Below are 26,673 nucleotides of genomic sequence, written 5' to 3'. Positions count from 1 at the left end.
TTATTCATTCCACCAAACTGGCACGTTTATACTATTGTTGTCGGTTGCGTTGGTTGCAACACTGTAATTTTCAAAATTTAAAGCGGCTTCTTCTGCAGGATAAGGCATTCTTATCGGAATTAAATCGTTGTTTAAACTTGCTGAAATCGTTTGCAATTCAGGGAAGCCAGTTCTCCGGTATTCTATCCAACCTTCGTAACCATTAATGACATTGGCTATCCATTTCTGTGTTAAAATTTGTTCCATCGGATTTGCACCAATAGCATCATAAGCGGCAGGACCAGAGAGGTAATCTGTAGGTAGTTCCGTGTTCCAATACTCAAACGCTAACGTAACTCCAGCGTTGTATAATATTTGTGCATCTGCAGAAATAATACCTTTGGCAGCCGCTTCGGCTAAGGCAAATTGTACTTCCCAAGCGGTTATAAAATTAGCATCTAAAGTTGAAGTATCTTCTCTGAAAGTCGTACTTGCTAAAGAATAATCTGCTAAAGCAATAGAGGTAGTGGAAGCATCGATTCCATTTAGCAAACCATTAAATTCATTAGTATTTGAATTTGAAAACCGACGAAATAAACTTGAAAGTCTCGTGTCATTCAAGCCAATTAAAATATCTTCCATAGTTTCGGACAATACAAAATTGTTGAAATCTCCAATTCGTAATTGTGCTAATCTAAAACTGTTTGGGTCTGTGTTGGTAAAATTGAAAATAGCATTTTCGCTGTTTGAAGTGATATAATTACCTTCATCAAAAAGGGATTGTAAATCACTAGAAACATCTATTTTATCTGAAATACGAACCAAATGTTTAATTTTTAAAGCATTCGCAAATTTTATCCAAGCCTCTAAATTGCCATCAAATAAAATATCGCCTTCCAATGGAATTACATCAGTATAGGCTTCAATTGCCGCAATACCTTTATCTAAATTATCTAATATACCGTTTTCATTAAGATAGATGTCTTCTTGTGAATCGTATGCTGGTGTTACGGTGCCTTCAACACCATTGAACGCTTCAAAATAGGGAACGTCTCCAAATAAATCCGTCAAACCAGCAGCCATATAAGCCTTAAGAATTAAAGCAGGACCTTCGTAAACAGCAAAGGTTTCTGTTGTTCTAGCTTGATTTAGTATAATCTCATTATCTCTTAAATTGGTATAAAAAATTGGCCAAGGATTACCTCCTAATTGTGGTGATTTTAAAGCATGTCTATCAAATAAATTGAAATCTAAAGCGGTTCTATGTTGTGCTAATAAATCGCCAGCAACAAAGCCTTCGTAGCTCATGTTTTCTCCAAAATCGTAAATAACCTGTCTTAGCAACAAACATGGTTGGACCGAACTTGGTTGGTTTGGGTTGGTATTTATGTTTTCAAAATCTTTGGTACAACTCATCGTTGTTGCAATAAATAAAACAGAAAATATATATGTCAAATTTTTCATGTTGCTTTTTTAAAAATTAAATCCGGCTTTAAAACCAATACTTCGTGTTGTAGCATAACTCATGTCTTCAACACCACTTACAAATCCATTGCCTTGAACGGCTAATTGTTCTGGGTCAAAATGCGGATTTTCGGTTATGGCAAATAAGTTGTTTCCAACTAAGGAAAGACTAATGTCAGCACCTTCTTTCAAACCTAAAAATCCATCTTTTATATCAAAAGTATAGCCAATAGCGAATTGGCGTAGCTTCAAAAAGGAAGCGTCATAAACATTATTTTCTTCGTGATTTCTATCATAAAATTGACGGTAATAACTTTCTGCAGTAATCGCAACGGTATTTGCTTGTCCAGTATTTACATTGATACCTTGTGCAACAATTCCGGCATCTGGTCGGTAACTCGTTTCAGCTAGTTGACCACCAACATTTCCTAAGGCACGTGTTCTAGAAACGATTTCGCCTCCTTGTCTCCAATCGAATAAAAAGCTCATATTCCAATTTTTATAATTGAAATTATTGCTCCATCCTAATGTGAAATCGGAATTAGAATTTCCTAATTTTTTTAAATTATCATCAGCTATATAGTTACCATTATCATCAATTAAAAATTCTCCATTATCATTTTTTTGATAACCTGTTCCGTAGAAATCACCAACACGTCCACCTTCTTCTACTTGAAACCAAACGGTTTGATTTGCACTGTCATAAATTCTGCTGTAAGCCAAGGTTAGTCTTCCGTCCGATTGAGGTAAGTTTTTAATAACAGAGCGATTAGTGGCGAAGTTAAACGTGCTATTCCAATTGAAGTTATCCGTTTGAATTGGTGTAATCCCTAAAACAATTTCTACACCTTGTGTGTTTACATTTCCGCCATTAACTACTTGTTGGCTGTAACCAGAAGAAATGGCAACAGGTAAAGAAATAATTTGGTCCTTTGTATTGGCATTGTAATACGTAAAATCGAATCGTAGTCTATTATCTAAAAATCGTAAATCTGTACCAAACTCATAAGAGGTGGTGCTTTCTGGTTTTAAATTGGCATTGGGAATAAAGTCTTGGTCGCTAAACGTAGGTTGGCTATTGTAAGGGGTTTGTGATACAAAAGCACCAGAAGTTTGGTAAGCACTTGTGTCGTTTCCAACTTGTGCCACACTCGCTCTCAGTTTTGCAAACGATACAGCATTTGGTAATTCTACAACATTAGATAAAATAAAACTTGAAGAGATAGAAGGGTAGAAAAACGAAGTGCCATCTACCGAAAAAGGTGTGGCTAATGCACTAGACCAATCATTCCGTCCTGTAATATCTAAGAATAAAAAGTCTTTATAACCCAGTTTTGTAATACCATAAAATGAATTGATACGCTTTTCACTTTCAAATTGAAAGACTTCAATAGGTGAAGCTGCATTGTTTAAATTGTAAATTCCGGGTTGTGCCAAACTAACCGTTTGTGATTGTTTAGTGGTTGCGATTTGGTTCAATCTATTTCCACCTAAAAACACATCTACAGAAATATTATTAAACTGATTTTTATAGTTGATTAAAAAATCGGTATTCACTTCTCTAAACATTACATCGTGTTCTGCATATGCACCATTACTAAAACGATTACTGCTGTAGGCTCTTCGTAATTGTCTAGTTTCGGTGCTGTAATCCATTCCTGTTCTAAGAGAAACACTTAAATTTTTAGTCAGCTCTTGTTTAATGGATAAATTTCCAAAAATACGGTCGCGATTAAAGGAATTTGTGTTTTCATTTAGAATGAAATACGGATTATCAAAAAACGTGTAATTAAACGAGTATTGTTGTGTGCCTTCTAAACCAGGTTGCCAATAATTTTTTAAGTTTTCTATATTTAAAGAGCGTGGTCCCCAGGCAACTAAAGAGTAATTCGCGTTTTCACTTCCGTAACCATTGGATGGTCTATTGTCACTATTAGAATTTATATAACTGAAAGATGAATTGATTTCGGTATTGTCACTTGGTCGAAAGTTTAATTTAGCAGAAATGGTTTGTCGGTCTAAATTAACACCAGGAATAATAGATTCACTTCTCAAATCGGTAAAAGATAATCGGTAATTTCCAGAATCGAACCCATTAGAAACTGAAATATTATTAATGGTTGTAACTCCAGTTTCATAAAAATCTTTCAAGTTATCTGGATGAGAAACAAAAGGTGTCGCAGTAATGTCTAAACCGTTATAAAGTGCCGTGTCTCCGCCTCTCACAAAAGTACCGTTTGATAATTGCACACGACTATCAAATTGTGGAATTAAAAGTCCAGCATCTAAGCGTGGTCCCCAAGAATAGGTGATATTATCATTGATACCACCACCAAGACCGTCACCATATTCAAACTGACCAGAATTACCTTGACCGTAAGAATTTTGAAAACCGGGCAACCTAAAAGCAGTGTCCACAAAAAGCGAGGAATTAAAACTAATACCTAAACCTCTTTTGTTTTTTCCGTTTTTGGTTTCAATAACAATAACACCATTAGATGCTCTTGTGCCATATAATGCAGCAGCACTTGGTCCTTTTAAAACGGTTACAGAGCCAATATCATCAGCATTCACTTCCATGCCGCCATTTCCAAAATCAATTTCTTGAAATCCAGCAGCAGCTTCATTGGTGAAGTTAAAAACGGTTTCGTTGTTTATTGGCACACCATCAACCACAAATAAAGGGTTGTTGTTAGAAAAGGAAGCTTCGCCTCTAATCGTAATTTTAGAAGACGAACCAACACCAGTTGCTCCCTGTGTAACCGTCACTCCAGCTAATTTACCTTGTAAGTTGTCTAAAAAATTAACTGTTTTTACTTCCGTTAATTTTTTAGAAGAAATGGCTTGGACAGCATAACCTAATTCTTTGGTATCGCGTTCTAAACCTAGTGCGGTAATTACGACTTCATCTAAAGCAGCAGAATCTTCTTGCAATTCAATATTGATAATTGTTTGATTTGCTACCTCAATAGTTTGTGTTTTAAAGCCTAAAAATGAGTAGGTGAGTTTATCCGTAGTTGAATTAGCGACTATTGTGTAGGTGCCATCATCGCTTGAGGTCGTTCCTCGTCCTGAATTAGATGTGATATTAACAAAGGGCAAAGGTGTTTTTGAACTAGCATCAGTAATTGTTCCGGTAATTGTAATTTGGGCATTACTGAAAAAGCAAAAGCATAACAGTAAGCATAAGTAAATGTGCTTCATATGTAGACCACAAAACGTGGCTGTTTTTTAAAATTTGAGATTATTTAGCTGAAAAAATCTTTAGGTATTAATGGTGTTAAAACCCAATTTTAAATATGAAGTAAGGCAGGTGAGCCTTTATTGTAGTGTTTGTTGAAAACGGTTCTACCATGAAAAACAGAAGCGACTATTGCAATTGTTTTTACTTTTTTTAAAATTTTTAAAAGCAGTTTTTTAATATTGAAATCTAAAGATTTAAAGCTTTTTAAGACCAATTCTATATCTGAAGTAGTATCAATATCTGTTAGTGTTTCTAAATAAGAAACGTTCTCGTTTTGTTGTTGTAATTCTTGATGTAAACAACGGCTTAATTTAGACGTCTGCCAAGGTAAATTTTGGATGTCAGTTTTACTGAAATGTGCTTTTTTGAAACCCATTAAATAGAATCCTCCGTCGGTTGAAGGTCCTAAAACATAATCTGAATTCTCTAATTTATCTTTGGCTTTTACTATGAGATTAGCGGTAAGGTTGGGAATGTCATTACCAAGTGTAATCACATTTTGAAACCCTTCATTAAAAACGGTTTCAATAGCGTTGGTAAAACGTTCTCCAAAAGAATGTCCTTTTTGTGCTTTCTCAGAAATATGAAAATAAGGTAAACCTGTTTTTTTTACTGTTTTTACAGTATCGGAATCAAGCAAATTAAAGAAGTCAGAAGAAGCAACTGATTTTGACGTCAATTGTTTTTCTGCAGAATTTGCAAAGATTAATATGGCGGTTTTGTTATTCATATTTTATTCCTGCGAAAGCAGAAATATTAATTGGTTTAAATCTAGGATTCCTGATTTGGCAGGAATTTGTTTATGCTACAACACCTTGACAGCTACTACCTGCACCAGCAGTACAACCGTAACAATGTTGAGAAATAACGATGTTCCGTCCTTCTAATAATTCTTCGTTAAATTCTGAAATATGCCTAGACTTACTATTTACGGGTAATTCTAGCATCTGATTAAAATCACAATCAAATAAATACCCATCCCAACTAATAGACAGTGTATTAGTACACATTACGTTTTCTACAGCAGAAGGATTATAAGCTTCGACCAAAGAATACATATAATCTTCATAATTTTCTGAAGCGATTAAGTAATCTAAGAATCTAGCAATTGGTAAATTAGTAATGGCAAATAGATTATGAAATTCAATTCCGAAATCGTCCATCAATGCCTTTTTAAAATCTTTTTCCATAGCCACTTGATCACCTGGTAAAAAGGCTCCAGACGGATTGTAAACTAAATCTAATTTTAAGTCACTTCCTGGCATTCCGTAGCCAACAGCGTTCAATTCTTGTAAGGCTTTTATAGATTTATCAAAAACACCATCACCACGTTGTTTGTCTGTTTTTCCACGTGTCCAGTGTGGCATCGAGCTTACCACATGTACATTGTGTTTTTTAAAAAAATCTGGCAAGTCATAATATTTTTTGTTGGCTCTAATAATGGTTAAATTAGAACGCACAATAAAATCTGTAATACCAACTTTCGCTGCTTCTTCTACAAACCATCTAAAATCAGGATTCATTTCTGGTGCTCCACCAGTTAAATCTAGCGTGTGTGCACCTGAGTTTTTTATGACCTCAAGACATTGTCTCATGGTGTCTCTGGTCATTATTTCTTTTCGATCCGGACCTGCATCTACGTGGCAATGGTCGCAAACTTGGTTGCACATGTAACCAACATTGATTTGTAAAATTTCTAATTTTTTTGCTTTTATAGGAAATTGACTCGTTTCTGAAATTTTATCTTTAAAGGTTGGTAATTCACCAGTTTTAAAAATACCATTAGAGAGTATCTCTATTTGTTTATTGCTTTGTGCTAAATCGTTTCCGAGTTTTTTTAGGGACTTTGTTGCCATTAATTGTTGCTCTTATTTGTAATTCTTACGAAATTAATACGGGTAAGGTTTTTATCTTAACCGTCTAATTTGTTTACTTTGTTCATCATTTGTACACCATGTACTAAAGTGGCACCACTTTTTATTGCTGCGCCAACATGTATGGCTTCCATCATTTGCTCTTTAGTAATGCCACGTTGTAATGTGTCTTTTGTATAGGCATCTATACAATATGGGCATTGTTCTGTATGTGCTACAGCTAAGGCAATTAATGATTTTTCGCGCGCTGTTAGTGCGCCTTCTTCAAATACTTTACCGTAATAGTCAAAGAATTTAGTTCCTAATTCTTCACTCCATTCGGTGATTTTTCCAAATTTGCGTAAATCCGCAGCATCGTAATATGGTTTCGACATAAAATTATTTTTTGGTTTAGAAAAATCAATATAACGATTAAGTCGAAGTTAAATCTTAAAGATTACAGAAAATTTTAAAAGTTTGACTACTATTAAAAGGTTTGATTCTGATTTTAGAAGAGAATATCATTTATATCAAAAAAACCTTACTTTTAAATTCTCTTTTTTTATTAGAAATGCAAAACTGGATTGAATTACTTTCTGAATTTAAACAAAAGCAAATACCTGTAGCCCTTATAACAGTTATTAAGTGTTTAGGGTCAGCACCTTGTGTTGTTGGGTCGCGTATGCTCGTCACTCAAAACAAAGATATCCATGGCACTATTGGAGGTGGGAAACTTGAGTTTAAAGCCATAGAAGAGGCTATACTCTCCATTAAAGAAAACAGAATCATTGAGTCTACATATACATTAGGTCCAGAATTTGAACAATGTTGTGGTGGAAAAGTGGAATTTATCATAGAACCTATGAATCAATCACCAGAATTATTTTTGTTCGGAGCAGGCCATATTGGTATTGAAATCAGTAAACTTTTAGTCGATACACCTTTTAAAGTGCGCCTTATTGATTCGAGGGAAGATTGGTTTTCTAACTTAGAATTAGACGAAAATGTTACGACGCATCAAACCAATGAAACCGATTTTAAAACCTTTAAGGATGCTGTAACATGGGGACCTAATTGTTATGTTTTAGTGTTGACACACAATCATGCTATTGATTTTGATATCATTAGCATGGCATTGCAAAATGAAACTAAATTTTTAGGATTAATAGGAAGTAAAACAAAAAAAGTCAGATTTAATAATATGCTTATTAACGAGATGCATATTCATGAAGGTATGCGTAATGTCGTTTGTCCAATAGGTTTAGACATTGGAGGAGATGCACCAAAGGAAATAGCAATTAGTGTGGTTGCACAATTGCTTCAAGTGCATTATAAAGACACAGTTGAAAATTAAAAGAGATTTCCGTTTTCACGGGAAGTATGCATGAAAAACAACAAATCCATCATAGAAAAACTAACAGCACTTTGGGCTTTAAATGAGTCCGGTTTAGGTGGTTTTCTGCATGTGTTTAATTCACCATTCACCGGATTAATTGTTGGTGGTGTGTCTATTTTACTGATTAGTTTAATTGCTTATTATGCCGAAAATAAATGGCAAGCCATCTTAAAAGCACTGGTGATTGTCTTGATAATTAAAATGGCAGTGAGCCCATATTCACCGTTCGGCGCTTATGTTGCTGTGAGTTTTCAAGCGGTTTTGGGTGCGATTTTGTTTTCTAATTTCTCATGGAAAGGTGCGACGGTAATGGTTTTAGGAATGGTGACCTTTTTAGAATCGGCCCTTCAAAAGTTAATTATACTTACCATTGTTTACGGAACAAATCTCTGGGAAGCCATTGATATTTATGGTGCTTGGGTTCAGAAAAAATTAGATTTTGTTTTAGAAACCTCTACTACATCGGTTTTAGTCACCACTTATCTTTTAGTTTATGGTATTTGTGGAATTTTAGTAGGAATTTTTATTAAAAACATGATTAAGATTATTTCGAATAAAAAAGAAACTGATTTTTATCTTCATCTTGAAACGGACAAACTCGATAAGAAAACCAAAAAAGTAGCTTTTAAAACTAAGATCATTTGGGTGTGGTTGGTTACGATTGCGATTATAGTTTTAAGTTTTTCAATATTTAGAGGTCCTCTTTTTGGGTGGCAAAAAGCCATTTATATCGTATTGCGAAGCTTCTTAATTTTAATGCTTTGGTATGTAGTGATTGGTCCTTTTTTGTTGAAAGTGGTTCAGAAATATCTTCGAAAAAAAGAATCGAAATATCAAGAAGACATCACCAACGCTCTAGACTTATTTCCATATTTCCGACAAATTATTGCATTCACATGGAAAGAAACAAAGCACTTAAAAGGCTATACACGATTCCAATATTTTATGGCGAATAGCATTTCTAATTGTATTCATTTTAAAGTGCCTTCAGAATGATATATATTCTCACAGGTGAAATTCGATCTGGTAAAACATCAGCTTTATTAGAGTGGTGTAAAAACCGTGACGATATTGATGGATTACTGTGTCCGGATAATGCAAGAGGAAAGCGCTATTTTCTGGAAGTAAAATCTAAGAATGAATTTGAACTTGAAACAGAACGTGAAACTGAAGCCATCATCGAAATAGGAAACTTTAAGTTTTTAAAATCGGCTTTTGAAAAAGCGAATAGTTATTTGCAATCTGTTGCTTCTGAAAATGAATCTCGATATCTTATTGTTGATGAATTAGGGAAGTTGGAATTGAAGAATGAAGGTTTACATCCTTCTGCGAGAAAATTGATTTCAAATTATGAAACTAATGAAAACAAGCATCTAATTCTTGTTGTTAGAGATTATTTATTGGAGGCTCTTTTGACGCATTATTCGATAGAAGAATATAGGATTCTCACAAAAGTAAATATAGAAACACTGAATTAGTACTGTAAGGTTTTTCAAACCTAGCAGGTCTGGTAAATCAGATCATATAATCTGTTCGGCGGGTGTTATCCTGATATGATTTTAAAAAACTTTGCTGCTGTTAATTTGCTTTTATACCTGTCAGGTTCTAAAAACCTTACAGGATATGTACGATAGTAATTTTCTTCTCATTAACGAGATTCCTGCGTTTGCAGGAATTGGTTAAGAAAAAATAGTCTCACTCAAAGCGTAATAAATCGCCATTAAAGCAGAAAATACGGCCGATCCAAGAAACCTCCATTTCAGCTGGAATCGATTTTGAATTATGTAATTTGCCATAAAGGAAATAGGAATATTCACCAAAAACGACCAAAAAGCAATCTCTAAAAGATTAATACCAATGTCATCAAACTGACCAGAAAATAATTTAATAAACAACAAATGTCTGGCAATCCACAACGGATTAAAATAGGCTATTGCTAAAATAGTTTTACTTAAAGTGGCTTTAGCTCCTTTTCTAAACTTAGTTGTTTTCACAATCCAATCAAAATAATTTGGGATTTCAAAAGCGTAAAACGTTGCACCAATAAACATCATTCCTAATATACGATATATTGAGAATTCATTGAGTAAAAGTGCAGCAATAGTATCACCAGCACTGTAGATAAGTGCGCCTTTAAGGATGTTTTGTTTTTTGAAATGAAGTGCTATAATCTAGGTTTTTATCCTGCAAGGTTTTAAAAACCTTGTAGGTATCGTTTTTAATGAGTAATTATACCTACAAGATGCAAAAAAAGACCTTGCAGGATATTTACGATTATTATTTTACTTTTTATACAACCCCATCAAAACCTTCTCAGGCGTCATCGGTGCATGAAATTTTAAATCATAGTTCGGGTTAAACGCTTTTATCGCATTTTGAAGTGCAAAATAAGCACCAATACCATACATTAAAGGCGGCTCTCCAACGGCTTTAGATTTCAAAATAGCCAAATCATGTCCTTTAGTTTCTAATGGTACAGTTTCAACAATCCTAGGAACAGAAAACAGATCTGGAACCTTGTAAGTCGATAAAGCATTCGATAGTAATCTACCATCGTCGTTATAAGCAATTTCTTCCATAGTCATCCAGCCAATACCTTGTATTAACGCACCTTCAACCTGACCTAAGTCAATGCCTTCACTCATACTTTTTCCGTAATCATGGACGATTTTTATAGAATCGAATTCGTAAGTGCCACGCATACAGTCAACAGTAACCGTAGTAATCGCTGTTCCGTATACATGATAGGCAAAAGGATGTCCTTTTTCTTTGGTTTTATCAAAGTGAATTTTTGGTGTGGCGTAATGTGCATTTTCAGTTAAAGCTACACGTTTTAACATCGTTTTACTAATAAGTGCTGTCCATGATAAATCTGTTTTTTTATCATTGATATAAACGAATTCATCTTTTAGTGTAAGGTCTTTCTCTGAAATATTTAATTCTTCTGAAGCTACTTTTGTAATACGTTCTAATAGCGAATTACAAGCCATTAATGTGGCTTTTCCATTTAAATCGGCTGTAGAACTTGCAGCAGACGGCGACGTATTGGCAACACGCGTGGTATTGGTCGTTTCAATCTTAATTTTTTCAATAGGAATTGAAAATACTTGTGCTGCAATTTGCATCATTTTAGTGTTCACACCTTGTCCCATTTCAACAGCAGCTGTACTAATTCCGACGCTGCCGTCTAAGTAAATATGAACCAAAGCACGTGCATGATTCATGGGGGTATTTGTAAATGAAATTCCAAAACATATAGGCATAAACGCGATACCTTTTTTATAGTTTGAACTGTTTTCGTTAAACACTTCTACGTCGCGCTCTAATGCTTCACTATTAAATAGGGATTTTGCTGAGTTCCATGAATTTTTAGCTTCAACTTGTTTCGCAATTTGTCCATAAGAAAACGAGTCGTTTTCATCTAACAAATTCGCTTCTTGAATTTGTCGAGCAGAAACTCCAATTTCAGAAGCAGCTTTTGCAATCGCAGACTCAATGACAAACATACCTTGTGGTCCACCAAAACCTCTAAAAGCTGTGTTTGGTGGTAAATTGGTTTTACAACTCAGAACTTTTGTGTTCACGTTAGGAACGTAATAACTGTTGGTAGCATGAAATAAGGTTCGCTCTGCAATGGCAGGTGATAAATCAGCTGCAGCTCCAGAATTTTGAAGAAATTCAGCTTCATAGGATAGAATTTTTAAGTCTTTTGATAAACCAATTTTATACGAACTTTCATAGGGATGACGTTTACCTGTCATGCGTAAATCATCATGACGATTCAGTATTAACTTTACCGATTGATTTAAATGATACGTCGCCAATGCAGCCATAACAGCCCAAGGTGTTGCCTGGTCTTCTTTTCCACCAAATCCACCACCAAGTCGCGTAACGTCGATTTCAATTTTATGCATGGCAATTCCCAAAACTCTTGCGGTAATTGCTTGAACAGCTGTTGGTCCTTGAGTAGATGATGTGATTTTTATATTGCCATTTTCTAAAGGTTCAGCATAAGCTCCTTGTGCTTCAATATATAAATGTTCTTGTCCGTTAGAAAAAGTCTCACCTTCAAAAACGTACTCACAATCCGCGAATGCTTTTTTAGTATCGCCTAAACTAAAAGAACGTGGTGCATTAATAAAACTACCTTTGGCTTTCGCTTCTTTTGCTGTGGTTATTACATGTAGTTCTTCAATCTCTATTTCGATTAAACCTCTAGCTTTTCGAGCAATAAATTCCGATTCGGCAACAATCAAAGCGATTGGCATGCCCCAAAAGTGCACTTCATGTTCTGCAAATAATGGTTCGTCTGCAATGATGCCGCCAATTTCATTCTTACCAGGAATATCTTTATAAGTGAAAATACGTTCAACACCTTCCAAAGTTTCTGCTTTAGAATAATCGATATGTTTTATTTTTCCGTGCGCTTTTGGTGAGTCAAAAACTACTGCGTGAAAGGTGCCTTGTCTGACATTGACATCATCAACATATAGAGATTCACCTCTAACATGTGTGTAAGAATCTAAGTTTTTAATGCTCTGTTTTAAAGATTTTGAAACTGCATCTAACTTTGTGTCTAAGACTATATTTTCATTGTTCTTATGCATGTTGAATAAAGTCTTTTAAAGTGAAATGCTTTGGAAACAATTCCGTAAAATGCGCGAAAAATAATTGTCTAGCAAGCAAACGTTTATAATCACTTGTACCGCGAACATCACTTATTGGTTCAATTTCCTTTTGAAGGATCTCATTAGCGTCCAATATCGCTTTTGAAGTCAATGGTTTTCCTGTCAAAAAAGCTGAGGTGTCGTGCAGATATTTCGGAATAGCAGCAACACCACCAAGAGACACGTGAGCTTCTGAAATGATGTCGTTTTCAACAGATAAATGTATAGCTGAATTGACACTGGCAATATCTAAATGGGTACGTTTACAGACTTTTTCAAAATTGAAAAATGATTGTTTTGTTGGCAATTTAAATCTGATGACTTTCAGAAGTTCGCCGTCTTTTAAATCAAATGTTTTGTATCCTTGGTAGAAATTTTTAAGAGCGAGGGTTCGTTCTTTTTGATTTTCGTTAGTAATTGAGATGTCGCTATTTAATGCTAAAAAGAAAATCGTCATATCTCCAATTGGTGAAGCGTTAACCAGGTTTCCACCAAAGGAAGCCATATTTCTAATTTGCTCAGAAGAGACTAGTTTTAGATGTTTCTTTAAGTTTGGAAAATAAGTGTTCAGTGCCTTGTGATTCCATAAATCAGAAACGGTCGCATTTGTACCAATCGTGCAAATCTCATTTTCAATTGTAATTCCTTTTAAATAGTCTTTTTCAGCAATAAGATGGACGGCATTATCTATTAAATTGTCAGCTTGCTGCACATATAAATCGGTGCCTCCTGAAACATATTTTCCTTTGGGTTGATTTAAGTCTTTAGCTTCAATATTTTTTAAACGTTGTGGAATACTTTCAAAATACTCTGGAATAAATCCATTTTCAATTAACCATTTGAAAGAATTTTTTTCTTGATGCTCTAGTTTTTCAACCACTTGATGTGCCGCTTTTTCAATGGCTTTATAACCCGTGCATCTACAAATATTTCCACTAATAGCATTTAATGCATTCTCATAGTTGTTTTCAGAATTGGATAATGCATAACCTGTTAAAGCCACCACGAAGCCTGGTGTGCAAAAACCGCATTGCGTGGCGTAATTTGCTTTCATGGCTTCTTGGGCAGTTGTTAATTTGTCTTTTAGATTTGTGCCTTCAACCGTTACAATATGTTTGCCGTGCGCATTTCCTAAAGGTGAAATACACGAGGTGATACTTTGATATTCCATCGCATCGTCTTTTAGTGTGCCAACCAAAAGTGTACAAGCACTACAATCGCCTTCACGACATCCAATTTTGGTTCCTGTTAAGCGTTGTTGGTAACGTACAAAATCCAATAGCGTCATACCAGAATGTTCTGACGTTTTAATGGTTTTGTTATTTAGGATGAAGGTGATCATGTTAGTTATTTCAATTATAAAGGAATTAAAAATGAAATGATAGCGTCACTTCGAGTGAAATTTCTTTTTCGGGATTTTGTATCGAGAAGCTATGAAATACTTAAAGTTCTCGATACATTTCGACCCAAAAGTCGAAACACTCCAACTGACGTAATAGGTTACTTAATATTCTGTTTTATCCAGTTTCTTAGTCCATTCTTGAAACGGCTCTAAAGCCACTTCTCGCGCTAATTGTTCAAAAGGAATACTTCGTTCTGAATAGGGTAATGGAATTTCTTTATAAATAAATTCGTCATCAAAGCCAATATTAGCAGCATCTACTTGGTTGCTTCCATAATAAACTTTGTCTGGTCGTGCCCAATAAATAGCTCCCAGACACATTGGGCAAGGTTCGCAAGAGGTATAAATTTCGCAACCATCTAATTGAAATGAATCTAAGTTTTTGCAAGCATCTCTGATGGCGGTAACTTCTGCATGTGCAGTTGGATCGTTAGTAGAAGTCACTTTGTTGTTTCCGCGTCCTACAATTTTTCCGTCTTTTACAACGACGCAACCAAATGGTCCGCCTTCATTATTATTCATTCCTTTAAGAGCAGCATTAACTGCTTCTTTCATGAATTGTTCTTTATTTGCCATATATAATTTGTGTCTGTTTTTTAGTTTAGTGTGATTAAAGATATTGAATTTTGAAATAATGAGATAATTGTTGTCGTGTGAGTTTTTCGTAGTGAAGTTATTTGCCTGCAATTTTGGTTGCAGATATAGGTTTTTAGAGAGCTATTTTGCGCTCAATTCAACTTAAAACGAATACCCAATAGCAAAATTAAGTACAGGTTCATCATATTTAAAATCCCATCGTTGACCTTCTGCTAAAGAGGGATCGTGAAATGGTGCTGCCAAATCGAAGCGAATTACAAAACCTTGCACATCTATATGCAATCCAAAGCCAGCTCCCATTCCTAACTCATTGATAAAGTTAGAGGTGAATTTATCTTCTCCATCAAACACTGAATTCGTTTTAGAGTTCCATACATTTCCTGCATCTGCGAATACTGCACCTTTAAAAAATGAAAATAATGGAAAACGATATTCTACATTGGCTTCGAGTCTAATATTTCCGGTTTGATCAAAGTAGGTCACATCGCTATCCTCATCGCTATCGTCGTCGTAAGTGCCGGGTCCTAGAGATCGTGTTTTAAAAGCTCTAACACTATAAGGTCCTCCGGAGAAATATTGTTTAACATACGGAATTACATCCGAATTTCCATAAGGTAAGCCAAAACCAGCAAATAAACGTGTTGCTAAAGTTTGCGCTCTATCTTCTCCAAAATTAAGATGAAATCTTAAATCGAGATCAGCTTTTGCATATTGTGCATACTCCAAACCTAAAAATTCTTTGGGTTCACCAGTGGTCGTTTCTTGTCCTAATAAGCTAATGGAATTACCGGCAACATCTAAAGTGGTGTTGAGATAAAATTGGTTAGGATCGTTAGCATCTACCATTTCGTTATAGGTGAATGAAAATGTCATTCCTGATATAAATTGCTGATCGAAACTTTGCTGTAGAAATAAATTTTCATCTAAAATAGCATCAAATTCAGCAGTTGTATTTGAAAGTCTTGTGTAACTCACCGATATAGGGTTGAAAGCATAAGTGATATATTTATTAGCATTCCAAGAATACCCAAATTGACCATTTGCAGAGAGTAAAGTATACAATTCGCTTCGGCTTAAATAGTTAAGGCCAATGCTTGTTTTGGTTTTGGGTATAGAATATTTAAAGAAATCCGTATTAATTTTTACCGGAAATAAAACACGTGGAAAAATAAGTTCGGTAGTTAAGCCTAATTCTAAACTCGTATTTCCTGCGTCATCACCACTGGCAAACTGCGATTCATAACCGACATTAGTGCTAATGTTTAAGGTTTCTCCGCCATTAAAAACATTACGATTACTATAAGTTAATGCTAAATGTGGCCCTGTATAATTATTAGATTTTGTAACGCCTTGTAATTCTGCACGAACCGCACGTTTGGTTAATGGTGATAGGAAAATATTGGCTTCTAACAAACCTAAACTATCTGTTTCTAATGAATCGATTTCTTTATATTGAATGTTCACATATTTGTAGGCTCCTATTTTTGAAAGTCTTCTGGCAGTGTTTTTAGATTCGTCAGGGCTATACAGATCGCCTTCATTTAGTGTGATAAATTCATCAAGATATTTCAGTTCAATAAATAGTGTGTCTTGTATGTAATTCTTATTGTTGAATCGCTCGGGCTCTACATAAGTCGAATCTTGTAAGTCGTAATTTGAAAAGATATTTATTGTGGAAATTTGGTAAGGAATAGTTGCCTTTTTAGGGACTTCGGATTTCAATTTTAAGAATAAATCAAATCGCTTTTTATCATATTGGGTCGTATCGGCTTCAAAAATGAAAAAATCTGGATTAAGATTATAATAGCCTTTTTGCTTTAGCTGCGTATCTATTCGTTGACGCTCTAATTTCATATTAGATAAATCGAAACGCATATTCTTTTGAAAAGGGGATGCATCGGCTTCTTGTCTTACGACTTCATAAAGTGGTGAAGGCATAGAATCAATCTCAAAACGTTCCATTTTATAAGGTTCCGTGACATTTAGTTTGTAATTGATAGAGGCTTCAATCTCCTTCTCTTCAAAAGAAGATGTTGCAGAACTATAGAAAAAACCTTTGTTTTCTAATCGATTTCTTAAGACAGCTTCAACTTCAAAAGGTTCTACGTTAGATTGATAAACGGGTTTTTCTCCAAGTTGTTTGAAAAGCCATTTATTGAGGAATCCTGGATTCTCTTTTTGGTTTTTGTAATAATAATATAAACCCAAATACATTCCTAAAAACTTAGAATTGGGTTCAGGTCTCAAAATGGTTTCTAATTCAGTTTTTAGTTCCTTTTCGTTTTTTATAATAGAGTCGGATTCAATTTCAATTTTTGCACCTGTATATAAACGTTCTCCTTCAGGAATGTGTTTTGTTATACTGCATGAGCACAAAATCGTTCCGAAGACTATAAAAGCAATACTATGTTTTAAAGTTCTTTTCAAGTTTAATTCGTTTTCTGTTCGATACTTTTATCCGTAGCTTCTTGTTTCTCTTGAGTTTCTTTTTCGGCTTCGGATGTTGATTTTTTCTCTTTTTTAGAACGCAAAATAGCATCCCAAAGGTCGTTAAATTGGTTGAATTCTTTAGTGAATATTAAGCTAATACCACTCACTATGGTTTGACCATCGATAACATTTTCAAATTCGCTTTTTCTAAAACCTTTAAGTCGGTATCTGCCATCTTCTGTTAATGCGTATTCTAAACTTACATTACCAATAATAGGTGTTTCTTCATCAGTGCTGCTGCTGCCTTGTATATCCACATCACTACCAACGCTAACCGTTAATCTGTCGTTAAACAATTTTTTCTTTGCCGCAATTTCTAATTCTGTGCGGTCGGTTGGTGAATCTCCTTGGTAATCTGTGTAACTGTTCAATCCAAAATCGAGTTCAATACCAGAACGACCTAAAAGTTTGTCTGAAAATGCATTCAGTTGATCAGAAACTGCATCATTCAAATTGTCTCTTGCAATCGTTGCAAAACCTCCATCACTACCATCGCTGCCAGAATCTGGATAGAAACGATTAAGTACCAATAATGAAAAGACTTGACGATTCAGTTCTCCTTCTTGCTGGTTAACTTGTTGTACTCTGCTATACACTTGTCCGCTTACTGCGCCTTGCTCTTCTTCTGGCATATCTAAGCCAAACGAAATTTTAGGTTGCAAAAGTTCGCCGTCAATATTGAGATATACATTAAAAGGTAAGACTTCTTGATATTTGCTTTTTACGGAGGAATCTGAACCAGAAATTTGAGATGCCATCAGTCCATATGCCGAGGTTTCTAAATTGTAAATAGCGCGTACATCTAGTTTAGCATCAAATGGATCACCAGACCAAGTAACACGACTACCTTGCGCAATTAAAAACTTTCGATTAACTAAATTATAAAGGTTGAGCTCATAATGGCCTTCTGAAATTTCATAAGCACCTGTTAATGTAATTCTTCCGTTCGGTTTCATGGTAAAAACAAAATCGCCTTCGCCCGAAATTTTAAAATTATCTCCAGTTTCTTCATCAATAATTATAGTAACTGCAGCATTTTTACCGACGTTAAATAATGCTGAAATATCAAAGCCTTTTATCGTTGCTGTTTGCTCTTCTGTTTGGGTGAGAATAGCATCTCTATTTTCGCGATTTACAAATACAACCACACCGTCACGTTCTTCAACACTAGCAACAGAGGATGGTAATATGTAGGTGAAGTCTGTATCAGAGCCTAAGGTAAGTTTAGCATCTAATTTCGGGATTTGTAAATCGCCCGTTAGTTTTGCATTAGCATCAAAAGTCACTTTGCCGTAAAATTCTTCGTTGTCTTCTTTAGTGGCATTTAAGACTTGAAAATTTTTAGTTTTTACAGTTAAATCGAATGTTGGATTGATAAAACTTTCGGTGCCAACTTTACCAGAAAGCACCAAGGCATTATCATTTGCATCGCGAATGGTAAAATCTTTCATTGAAAGACCACTATTGTTAATGTTTAGTTTTTCATTGGCCATGCTAAACTTAGAGTTCAGTTTAGCGATGTTAAAACTGGTATTATTGAATGTTAGATACCCGTCGTATTTCGGATCTGCAGTGGTGCCTGTAACTTTAAAAGCACCAGAGAAACTCCCTTCAGAATCTTTTACTTCACCTTGAGATAACGTGTTTAGCGCTTTTATTTTAAATTCATTGATTTTGAAATCAAGATCTAAATTCGCTATCGTGTTCGTTACCGTGTAATCTCCGGTGAGATCAAAATCAATATCACCACCTTTTAATCCAGCATTAAAAGCGTAACTATTTGCGCCAAGAGAATTCCCGTTAATGCTTAGCGTACCTAAATTCGTTTGTAGTGTGTAAAAGTCTTTAATGCTTAAATCGGCAATGATACCTGCGTTTTCAAAAGGATCTTCAAGGATAAAATCACCATTTAATTTTCCGGTTGCTAATTCTGCTTTTGGACTTAAATAGTTAAAAAATTCGTTAATATCAAAATTTTCAAAAGCTATAGCCATATGCTTTTTAGTGATGTTTTCTAATTTATCAGTGAGTTCAATAGATTGATTGTTCTTTGTAATCTTGAAGTCATTAAACTCAAGATTTTTGTCTGTTAGAATCATTTCATTGGCTGATGGAATGATCCACTTTTCTTTATTCAAAATTAAACTATCAGGATTCACTGTAAATCGTAATTGTTCACGATTACCTGTGATTTTAGTATTGACATTCATTAAAGTTTCATCGTCGTAATAGCCTGAAAAATTGAGTGCTAATTCATGATTCGTTTGTTTACCTGTAATCACCGTTTTCGGAATGTCTAAAGGACCAGCATTGATATTATTAAAACCAAAATTAAAGTTGAAATTTTTTTGGTCTGTATTCATTGAAAACGCAAGACTGTCTAAGGTGTTTCCGCTATAATTAAGGTGTGGAGCGGTGATGTTTGCTTTAAAAATTCGTGCTTTTTCATTAAAATCGACAGCTATATCAATTGTATCCATGTCCTTTACATTGACCAAAAAGACGTCATTGAGTAAAGACGATTCAGCAATTTTGCCTTCAAGTTTTAAGTTTACAAAATCTGTAATGGTATCTGATACATTTTCATCTCTATAAAAATAGCTTTGTATATGTCTTTGTATCGCTTTGCTAAAGGTTTGAGGATTGGTGTTAGATTGTAGATTTAAATTTATTATTTTATTTTGAAGTGTTACAGAAGTTGTATCATTATCTACATGCGCAACGGCATCTAAGTCGCCAATTAAATAACTTCTATTGTCATAAACGACAACACCATCGTTCATTTTTGCACTGGCGTCATAGCTGTCTGCATTACCTTTAAAACTGGCGTTAATATGCATTGCTGTTTTAACATTACGCTGCATTAAACCGAGTGCTTCTAAATTGGCACCAATAACATTGAGATTTACTTTAATCTCAGGGTTTATAGAATCTAAAACGACATAAGCTTCTAAAGTCGCGTTGAGATTGTCGTCTTTATATTTTGAATTAATATTTCCTGCACCATTGACAATATCTCCGCTAATATTAAGATCTTTAATGTCATAATTATTTAGTTGGAATTCGGAAATTTTCGCTTCTAAATTGGCATTAAGCGTATTGATGGTGCTGCCACTTCCTTGTGATGTAATGTTAAGACTTAATGCGCCAAATTGTGGGTTGTTTAGTAATTCATTTATCTTGTAATCGTCAATACTAATATCAGCGTTAAAAGCAATTGATTCCGTGTTTTTATAATTCCCATCAACAGTCGCGATTCCTTGTGTTGTGGTTAATTTGGCTTTAGCAGAAATATCCTCAAGATTCCCTTTAAATTGTGCAACAAACTTTACATCATTAGGTAAGCTAACTCCCAAATCGTTTTCACTAACAAACTGAATTAAATCTGATCGTTTTGTAACTGCAGTAAATTGTGGAATGTTAAAGGCCAGTGTTTCGGTGTCTGTTATATTTTGAAGCGTTCCGTTGGTTGAAATTCGTGTTGAATTTCCCCAATTAAGCTCGGCTTTATTTAAGTTTATTGAAGCTAAAGTTCCAGAAGCATTTAAGTTTCCTAAAACTAGTTTTTTGCTTAATTTATTGAGGTATTCGTTATTTTTTAAATCGGGTTGAAATTTGAATATCTCTGTTAGTGAAAGTTGAAACGACGGTAAGTTTAAGTTGACTTTAGTGGTTTCAGGCGCGTCTATTAATTTTGAAAGTGATTGATACTCTAAGTGTGCATAACCTGAAATTGAATTATTATTTAATTTAAATTTCAAATCGTCTAAACGCATGTTTTGGTCTGTTGCGTTGAAATTGACAGCCAATTGATTTAGGTTTAATCCTGAAGCTTCATTAAAGTTGAGCTGCTCTAAATTCAGAGTTGCGTTTTTATCTTTTAATAAAATGTCCTTCGCTTGAAGTGTGAAATTTGTCAGTGCAATCGCATCAGGATTGAATACGTCTTTTGTCGGTTTTGCATTGCCTACACGATAATCGATAGTGTTGTTTTCAAAATCAATTGCCGCAACATTAACATTTAGTTGAGGCCATTCAAAACTATTGTTATTTGTTTTTGAATCTTCAGTAACGTCTTTAATTTTTGGAGCTAAACCATTAATTTCAGCTTCGGTTGTTAAGCTAATTCTTGAATTTTTAAGCGTGATTTTTTTAAGACGGAAATCACTATCCGCTAAATTTATATTCGGTGATTGTGTTTCAAATTCTGAAATATCGACATCTGCAATTAATCGATCGGGTTGTGATTCGTAATAGGCAACCACATTATTGAGCGCTATATTTTCGAAAACTAATTTTGGTAATGGAGCGTCAGAGGATGTAGTGTCAATGGCAGCAGGCTTTTGTATGAATTTAATGTTAGCATTATTCAACTCAATATCTGAAGCCTCAAAAATCATGTCCTCAATATTGGTGGTTTCCATATCGGCTTTCAATTCGCCAATTTTAAATCTAGAATCGATGCCTGCAACCGCATCATCAAAAACAATATCGAAATTATTGAAATTTAAGCTGCCAATTACGAGATTCAATGGAGTAGAGGTGGTGTCTGTTTCAACGGTTGTCGTATCTGTTGTGGCAAAAGCATCAATTAAGAACTGAAAATTATAACCTGTAATACTATCTTTTCTAATAATATTGGCACGTAAACCATCCCAATCTAAAGCATCAACACCAACGCCTTCTCCGCGTATCATTTTCCATAATGGAATATTAGCTTCAAGGGATTTGGAATAGACGAGAGTATCACCCTTAATGTCTTCGAGATACAGACCATCGAGTTGTACATCTCCATCAAATGTGATAAAAAGTTTTTCTATGGCAACTTTAGTTCCTGTTTTATCAGCGACGAAATTGACAGCTTTATCTACGATAATAGATTGTCCCCAAGGACTGCGAACAAAAAGAATCACCAAAAATAAAAACACAAGAATGCCTAACAGAACGCGTAATGTTCTGCGAAGCCAACGAAACTTTCGTTTTCTTGGTATTTGGGGTGCTGTGTCTTCTGTCTTATTCAATACGTAAAAATATACGAGTAAAAGTATTACAATTGTCGTTATTGCTAAGAATATTAACGCTCACACGTTTATTTTTAACTAAAATTGAAGGGTTAATAAAGCTGATGTATATTTGTGTAACTGTATTAATTAGCTGATTGTCATGGGTGTAATTAGGTTTGTGTAAATATTTGGTGTGTTTTACCCCACTTATTTAATATCTAATATTTTTTTAATCACTGGTTTTACGGAAGCTACGTTTTGCCATTTAAGTAATTTTTCTTTTGTTGAATCTTCAAGTTTAGCTGCATTAGAGCTGTGCTTAAGTTCTAGTAAAATCTCTAATAATTTTTTACTGCCACGAATAGGAATGTCATTCATTTCTTTAACAGCAGAACTTAAAAGTTGAAACAAAAAGTCATTATGTGTTTTAGAAATATTAAATAAATTATTAGTTAATAAATCCGTGAATCTTTTTAATGGAGCGTATTCGCCAGCTTCTAATCGTCCGATAAAACTTCCTAATAAATTATTATCTAATGTGGTTTCGTAATTGGCTTTAATCCAAATTTCGGCCGCCAATTCTCGCGATATTTTATCACTACATAAAAGACCTGTAGCTAAAAATAAATAGGCACCTTCATTATAATCCGGCCGATTCCAAATGTTATATAGGCCTTTGAGCAGATTAATCATGTTTTTTTTGCTCGATTCATCCCAAAACGTTGATTCTTTTAAGTTGTAATGCACCACCTGACTTAATAACATGCTTGGGTTATTTGGTGATAAATACAAGAATTTAATATCGTCGTGAGGCTGAATGGTCGTATAGTATTTCTGTTTTTTGAAATACATAAAACTGTAAATGCTTTTTATTTTGACGGTGTTTTTATTGAACTTAAAAATTCCTTTCAGATTATCTAACAGTGATTCAGGTCCTTTTTTTTGAGCATGAAAATCATGAAGTTTTAACTCTTTCTTTATGGTTTTCTTTCGGATTTGTTTTTGCGAAGGGTAATCGTATTCCAAGTAATAATGATCTCTTAGTTTACAATCCCAAGTGTAATTCCCTATCTCTTTTCTTAGATTGGTTGAAAGCTTATTTTGAAAATAATCGAGTTCATTTTTATTGTTTTTTATGAGTACAGATTGTAACCATAATTCAGGTTGAGTGAGTTTAACATCTTCAAGTTTAATGAAATTAAAATGGTATTTGAGTACTTGTCTAAGTTCAAAATCTGTGATGAGTTCAATCTGATTTGAAATATTTTCAGGATTATAATTAAAAGGCAATCGACTCATAGCAATTTGAAAATCATAAAGGATAATGGTTTCGCTCTGTTTTTCGTAAGCTACTATTCGTTCAATTAATGTTGTTGGGTCTATCCAACAAGGCGCATGCGTGGGTTTAGAAAGTAAATCTAAAGTTGCATTTTTTTGAATAAATGATTTAGATTGTATAAGCAACGCATGGTGAATTTGATAAATGTAATCCGGAATGCTTTGCTGTTCTATAGGTTTTAAATTTTCCTTATGGTGACTAGAGTAGAATTTATCATCCTTAAGTTTTTGAATTTTAGATTGCTTTTTCTTTTTAAAACTGGTAAGTTCAATGGGAAACCGTTTTATCAGAATTTCAGAAAAATCATTGATATAATAGGCAGCCTCATGTTCAAGGTTTCCTATTTGGCTATTCCAATCATAACTTAAAGACAAATCTAAAGCGCGTTTAAAAATCGGTTCTAGTTTTTCAACATTCGTTTTGTCTAAAAGTACATTGAGTTTTGGTAAATAACTTAGCAATAAATCGATATGGTAGACCTCGTTATTGTCAATGGCCTGACTCACAAAAAAGATGAGCTCGTCAAACGTGTTATAGGTTTTAATTTTATTGTCGTTAGCTAAAACGTTAGTGAGTTCTATGGTTTCAGGTTCCTCTATATTGCCGTTTTGCTCTGTTTCAGCAACGAGGTAATCTTTTAGTAAGTCTTTAGAATTATGCAATAAATTATCTGCATACATGCTAATTTCATCTACTAATTCTTCATTCTTAGGCTTGCCATATTTTTCAATAATCTTAGCGGCTCTTATCTGTATTTTTTCATCGACATTTATTAAAGCTTCTGTGGTTTTTAAGCACACTGAATTTTGCAACGTTTTATGAGTTTTTGCAATTTTATCTAAAATCATTAATGTGGAAGTCACCACAGATTTTGTTTCAGAATTTAAAAGTATTGATGCATTTTCTATGAAAATGGCATGCTTAAAAATTTTGTGAGTTGCGGCAACTTTAAAATATTTTAAAACGGAATTAACCACTTTGGAATGTGGCGAGTTCAGTGCCGCAAAAAAGGCGTCTTGTAAACTTAGAACTTCCTCTAAAGTTGGATTTAGTTTTAATAATAATTCCGCAAACCAGCCGCTTAATGTTTTATTAAATCCTTTTGTTGAGGTGTATAGTGTGGCTATTAAAACTTTGTGTCTATCAAGCTTTTCGGTTGCTGTTAAATTTACAAACGTGTCAATCCAAATGTCATTGCCTCCTTTGTAATTATCTAAGTGTAAATAATTGTAATAGTTGTTGATTCCAGATGCTTCTTCAAATAAAAACCAGATATGTTGGTCTAAAGTTGTTTTGTGTTTTAGTAAAACTTCAGGTTTGTAAATACTTTTATTCACGTTGTTATTCCATGAGCTTTCAACGATGGCATTAGGCAATCTGGCTAATATTAAAGCTTGTGAAGGTTCAAATAATTCTTTTTGAGCTAAATCCATGAGTTTTTCATAGGTTAAATCCCAAGGCATTTCGTCATTTATTAAATCGCCAAACCATTTGGGTTTATACCAAGGAATGATGTTCTCGAGATAATCGTTACTTATAGAAAGCCTACTCACCTGAAAAAATGCTTTTTTAGTGTCTGTTTTGTTGAAACACACATAGCAAGCTTTATCTACAATATCCATTTTAGCTTGTGAATGCACAGGCTTTGATGAATAAGACACTCCCCATTTTGTCTTATCATGAATATCATAACGCTCAAAAATTTTCGTTCTCAATGTTTTGAGAAAAGGAACAAGTTCGCGTTTTTGAGTTGGTGTTAAACTTTTTAAAAGCGGAATAATATCTCCTTCTTTTTCTACAATAGCTTCAATTTGTTGGCTTAGCATACTAGTTGTCTTTTGCTTTTTTCTTTACGGCTAAAATATGTTTGCAAGCTCCACGCTCGCCTTGATTTTTACTAAACCATGTACACGTACATTTTTGTGTATCTCCTTTTATGATAACATAATGTTGAACCCCAGAACCTTCAACTCTAGCTTCAATTTCATTGTCTTTTTTTAAGATAATTTCAACTTTACCCTCTAAAAGTAATTTTTCAGCACCTTTAAGTCGCGGGTTTAAAGACATGATTCTATCTAATTCAAAAGGTAGTCGTCGGTAAAAGAAACCGTTGTTTTCTAGATCGTAACCTAATAATCCCATGGCTGATAGTTTGGTTGCTAGCTTATCGATTTTAGACACATCAATATGTTCTTCAAAAGACATTAAGGTAGGATTGAAGGTTTGATTGGTATAAGAATAATTATCAAAAGCCTTTATTAAATTTTCAGGAAGATCTTCTATTAAAGCTTCTAAAGCCGCTCCTTCTCCAGAAAAACCACGCCAAAAATCTCTTGAAATTGAAAACACAAAATTTAAGTCGTTAAAACACAAAATGAATGTCACCGATTGCATATCCTTTTGAGGATAGATTTTCATCTCATTAATTAAAGGAATTAAAGGCTGTAATAATTTTAGACGATGAATACCTCCGATGCAAACGGCAGAATTCGACTTTAAAGGGCTGAACAAGTATTTGCTGCCGCGTTTAATTAAAAAATAATCGGTTTTAACTTTGCCGTTAGGAATGGTTTTAAATAATTGAAGTGCCTGAATTTTATTTAAGGATAACGCATAATCTGATTCTGAAAAATAATGTTGAACGGTTGTTAAGCCTTTAATCCATTTACTTGGTAAAGGTACTTTGCGCTCTATAAAACTTTCACCTTCTTTATGAAAACCGACTTCTTTTTCTCCAACAGACAAAACGAGGTCGTCGTTCTTCTTTATTTTTCCTAATTCGGAAATTAAGGGAGTGTTGAAATCGACGTTGGTGGTTCCGTTTTCAATAAATTCACCATCTTGTCCGTTTTCTAAAACATCAACTCTAGCATAAACACCAGCACAATGCGAAAAACCTTCGAATCGAATTTGATTGTTTCCAGCAGTGACAATTGGATCTTTTAATAAAGCTAATTGAAAAGGTGACAGATTAAAACTGGATTGAACGGTATTGGAAAGCGTGATTAAACAGCGCGATAATTCGTAAGGGTTATTCAGTTTTCCCCAGAAAAAACAAGGTGAATTGCCTTTTTCTACTTCGTTAAACTTTGAGAGTAATAAATTTTCTTTTCCTTTTGTAGATGTTATGCACGATTGGGAATTGTATTTATAATTTAAAGTCTCTGAAGCCATGTTTTTGTTTTAAATATACTAAAAATACATGGTCTTAAAATTAAAAAAGCCGAACGTGTCGTTCG

The 26,673-nt window shown here is 34.2% G+C and carries 16 protein-coding genes; 3 read left to right on the top strand and 13 right to left on the bottom strand.

Annotated features, from left to right (window positions below; all coding sequences use genetic code 11):
* The 5 genes from HM986_RS02795 to HM986_RS02775 form a co-directional block, all read right to left on the bottom strand.
* Positions 1-1,443: a SusD/RagB family nutrient-binding outer membrane lipoprotein gene (locus HM986_RS02795; RefSeq protein ID WP_179333553.1), complete on the bottom strand. Its 1,443-nt coding sequence runs from the start codon at positions 1,441-1,443 to the stop codon at positions 1-3.
* Positions 1,444-1,452: 9 nt separating this feature from the next.
* Positions 1,453-4,647, bottom strand: coding sequence for a SusC/RagA family TonB-linked outer membrane protein (locus HM986_RS02790; RefSeq protein WP_179333552.1), 3,195 nt, complete (start codon positions 4,645-4,647; stop codon positions 1,453-1,455).
* Positions 4,648-4,736: 89 nt separating this feature from the next.
* Entirely contained in the window at positions 4,737-5,417 is a 681-nt protein-coding gene (locus HM986_RS02785; RefSeq protein ID WP_179333551.1) for a TIGR04282 family arsenosugar biosynthesis glycosyltransferase, read from the bottom strand.
* A 70-nt stretch (positions 5,418-5,487) separates the two neighbouring features.
* On the bottom strand, positions 5,488-6,543 hold the full coding sequence (gene arsS, locus HM986_RS02780) for an arsenosugar biosynthesis radical SAM (seleno)protein ArsS (protein WP_179333550.1): 1,056 nt from the start codon (positions 6,541-6,543) through the stop codon (positions 5,488-5,490).
* A 56-nt stretch (positions 6,544-6,599) separates the two neighbouring features.
* Positions 6,600-6,935, bottom strand: coding sequence for an arsenosugar biosynthesis-associated peroxidase-like protein (locus HM986_RS02775; protein WP_020895861.1), 336 nt, complete (start codon positions 6,933-6,935; stop codon positions 6,600-6,602).
* Positions 6,936-7,111: 176 nt separating this feature from the next.
* Between HM986_RS02775 and xdhC the strand changes: the two genes are divergently transcribed.
* The 3 genes from xdhC to HM986_RS02760 are packed head-to-tail and all read left to right on the top strand — an operon-like array spanning position 7,112 to position 9,414.
* Entirely contained in the window at positions 7,112-7,894 is a 783-nt protein-coding gene (xdhC, locus tag HM986_RS02770; protein ID WP_179333549.1) for a xanthine dehydrogenase accessory protein XdhC, read from the top strand.
* A gap of 30 nt (positions 7,895-7,924) precedes the next feature.
* Positions 7,925-8,932 carry a hypothetical protein gene (locus HM986_RS02765; RefSeq protein WP_179333548.1) on the top strand — a complete coding sequence of 336 codons (1,008 nt, stop codon included), beginning with the start codon at positions 7,925-7,927 and terminating at the stop codon, positions 8,930-8,932.
* The gene (locus tag HM986_RS02760; protein ID WP_179333547.1) at positions 8,929-9,414 is read left to right on the top strand and encodes a nucleoside-triphosphatase; all 486 of its coding nucleotides are present in this window, start codon (positions 8,929-8,931) and stop codon (positions 9,412-9,414) included. Before HM986_RS02765 ends, HM986_RS02760 begins: the two co-directional genes overlap by 4 nt.
* Positions 9,415-9,615: 201 nt before the next feature.
* Here HM986_RS02760 and HM986_RS02755 read toward each other — a convergent pair whose 3' ends face one another.
* From HM986_RS02755 to HM986_RS02720, 8 genes are all read right to left on the bottom strand, one after another.
* The gene (locus HM986_RS02755; protein ID WP_218841382.1) at positions 9,616-9,990 is read right to left on the bottom strand and encodes a hypothetical protein; all 375 of its coding nucleotides are present in this window, start codon (positions 9,988-9,990) and stop codon (positions 9,616-9,618) included.
* A gap of 228 nt (positions 9,991-10,218) precedes the next feature.
* The gene (locus HM986_RS02750; protein ID WP_218841381.1) at positions 10,219-12,543 is read right to left on the bottom strand and encodes a xanthine dehydrogenase molybdopterin binding subunit; all 2,325 of its coding nucleotides are present in this window, start codon (positions 12,541-12,543) and stop codon (positions 10,219-10,221) included.
* Positions 12,536-13,945, bottom strand: a complete 1,410-nt coding sequence (locus HM986_RS02745) for an FAD binding domain-containing protein (RefSeq protein WP_179333546.1) — start codon at positions 13,943-13,945, stop codon at positions 12,536-12,538. The genes HM986_RS02750 and HM986_RS02745 overlap by 8 nt, the downstream gene beginning before the upstream one ends.
* Before the next feature lie 162 nt (positions 13,946-14,107).
* A complete protein-coding gene (locus HM986_RS02740; protein ID WP_179333545.1) occupies positions 14,108-14,581 on the bottom strand; it encodes a nucleoside deaminase in 474 nt (157 codons plus the stop codon).
* 162 nt (positions 14,582-14,743) lie between these two features.
* Complete coding sequence (tamL, locus tag HM986_RS02735) at positions 14,744-17,029, bottom strand: translocation and assembly module lipoprotein TamL (protein ID WP_218841380.1); 2,286 nt, start codon at positions 17,027-17,029, stop codon at positions 14,744-14,746.
* 2 nt (positions 17,030-17,031) lie between these two features.
* The gene (locus tag HM986_RS02730; protein WP_246288442.1) at positions 17,032-22,113 is read right to left on the bottom strand and encodes a translocation/assembly module TamB domain-containing protein; all 5,082 of its coding nucleotides are present in this window, start codon (positions 22,111-22,113) and stop codon (positions 17,032-17,034) included.
* Positions 22,114-22,302: 189 nt separating this feature from the next.
* Entirely contained in the window at positions 22,303-25,260 is a 2,958-nt protein-coding gene (locus tag HM986_RS02725) for a DUF6493 family protein (RefSeq protein WP_179333544.1), read from the bottom strand.
* A 1-nt stretch (position 25,261) separates the two neighbouring features.
* Positions 25,262-26,608, bottom strand: coding sequence for an SWIM zinc finger family protein (locus tag HM986_RS02720; protein ID WP_179333543.1), 1,347 nt, complete (start codon positions 26,606-26,608; stop codon positions 25,262-25,264).
* Positions 26,609-26,673: the final 65 nt, after the last annotated feature.

This window comes from Winogradskyella costae (assembly GCF_013403865.1).
In the GTDB taxonomy this organism is placed as follows: Bacteria; Bacteroidota; Bacteroidia; order Flavobacteriales; family Flavobacteriaceae; genus Winogradskyella; species Winogradskyella costae.
The sequence above is the reverse complement of the archived record's forward strand: the minus strand, read 5'-3'. Positions and strand labels throughout refer to the sequence as shown.

What these genes read in the sequence shown, in the direction of transcription:
- HM986_RS02775 (WP_020895861.1), bottom strand. Translation starts at nt 6,935, where the DNA reads ATGTCGAAACCATATTACGATGCTGCGGATTTACGCAAATTTGGAAAA.
- HM986_RS02755 (WP_218841382.1), bottom strand. Translation starts at nt 9,990, where the DNA reads ATGATGTTTATTGGTGCAACGTTTTACGCTTTTGAAATCCCAAATTAT.
- HM986_RS02745 (WP_179333546.1), bottom strand. Translation starts at nt 13,945, where the DNA reads ATGATCACCTTCATCCTAAATAACAAAACCATTAAAACGTCAGAACAT.
- HM986_RS02795 (WP_179333553.1), bottom strand. Translation starts at nt 1,443, where the DNA reads ATGAAAAATTTGACATATATATTTTCTGTTTTATTTATTGCAACAACG.
- xdhC (WP_179333549.1), top strand. Translation starts at nt 7,112, where the DNA reads ATGCAAAACTGGATTGAATTACTTTCTGAATTTAAACAAAAGCAAATA.
- HM986_RS02785 (WP_179333551.1), bottom strand. Translation starts at nt 5,417, where the DNA reads ATGAATAACAAAACCGCCATATTAATCTTTGCAAATTCTGCAGAAAAA.
- HM986_RS02765 (WP_179333548.1), top strand. Translation starts at nt 7,925, where the DNA reads ATGAAAAACAACAAATCCATCATAGAAAAACTAACAGCACTTTGGGCT.
- arsS (WP_179333550.1), bottom strand. Translation starts at nt 6,543, where the DNA reads ATGGCAACAAAGTCCCTAAAAAAACTCGGAAACGATTTAGCACAAAGC.
- HM986_RS02720 (WP_179333543.1), bottom strand. Translation starts at nt 26,608, where the DNA reads ATGGCTTCAGAGACTTTAAATTATAAATACAATTCCCAATCGTGCATA.
- HM986_RS02760 (WP_179333547.1), top strand. Translation starts at nt 8,929, where the DNA reads ATGATATATATTCTCACAGGTGAAATTCGATCTGGTAAAACATCAGCT.
- HM986_RS02790 (WP_179333552.1), bottom strand. Translation starts at nt 4,647, where the DNA reads ATGAAGCACATTTACTTATGCTTACTGTTATGCTTTTGCTTTTTCAGT.
- HM986_RS02740 (WP_179333545.1), bottom strand. Translation starts at nt 14,581, where the DNA reads ATGGCAAATAAAGAACAATTCATGAAAGAAGCAGTTAATGCTGCTCTT.
- HM986_RS02750 (WP_218841381.1), bottom strand. Translation starts at nt 12,543, where the DNA reads ATGCATAAGAACAATGAAAATATAGTCTTAGACACAAAGTTAGATGCA.
- HM986_RS02725 (WP_179333544.1), bottom strand. Translation starts at nt 25,260, where the DNA reads ATGCTAAGCCAACAAATTGAAGCTATTGTAGAAAAAGAAGGAGATATT.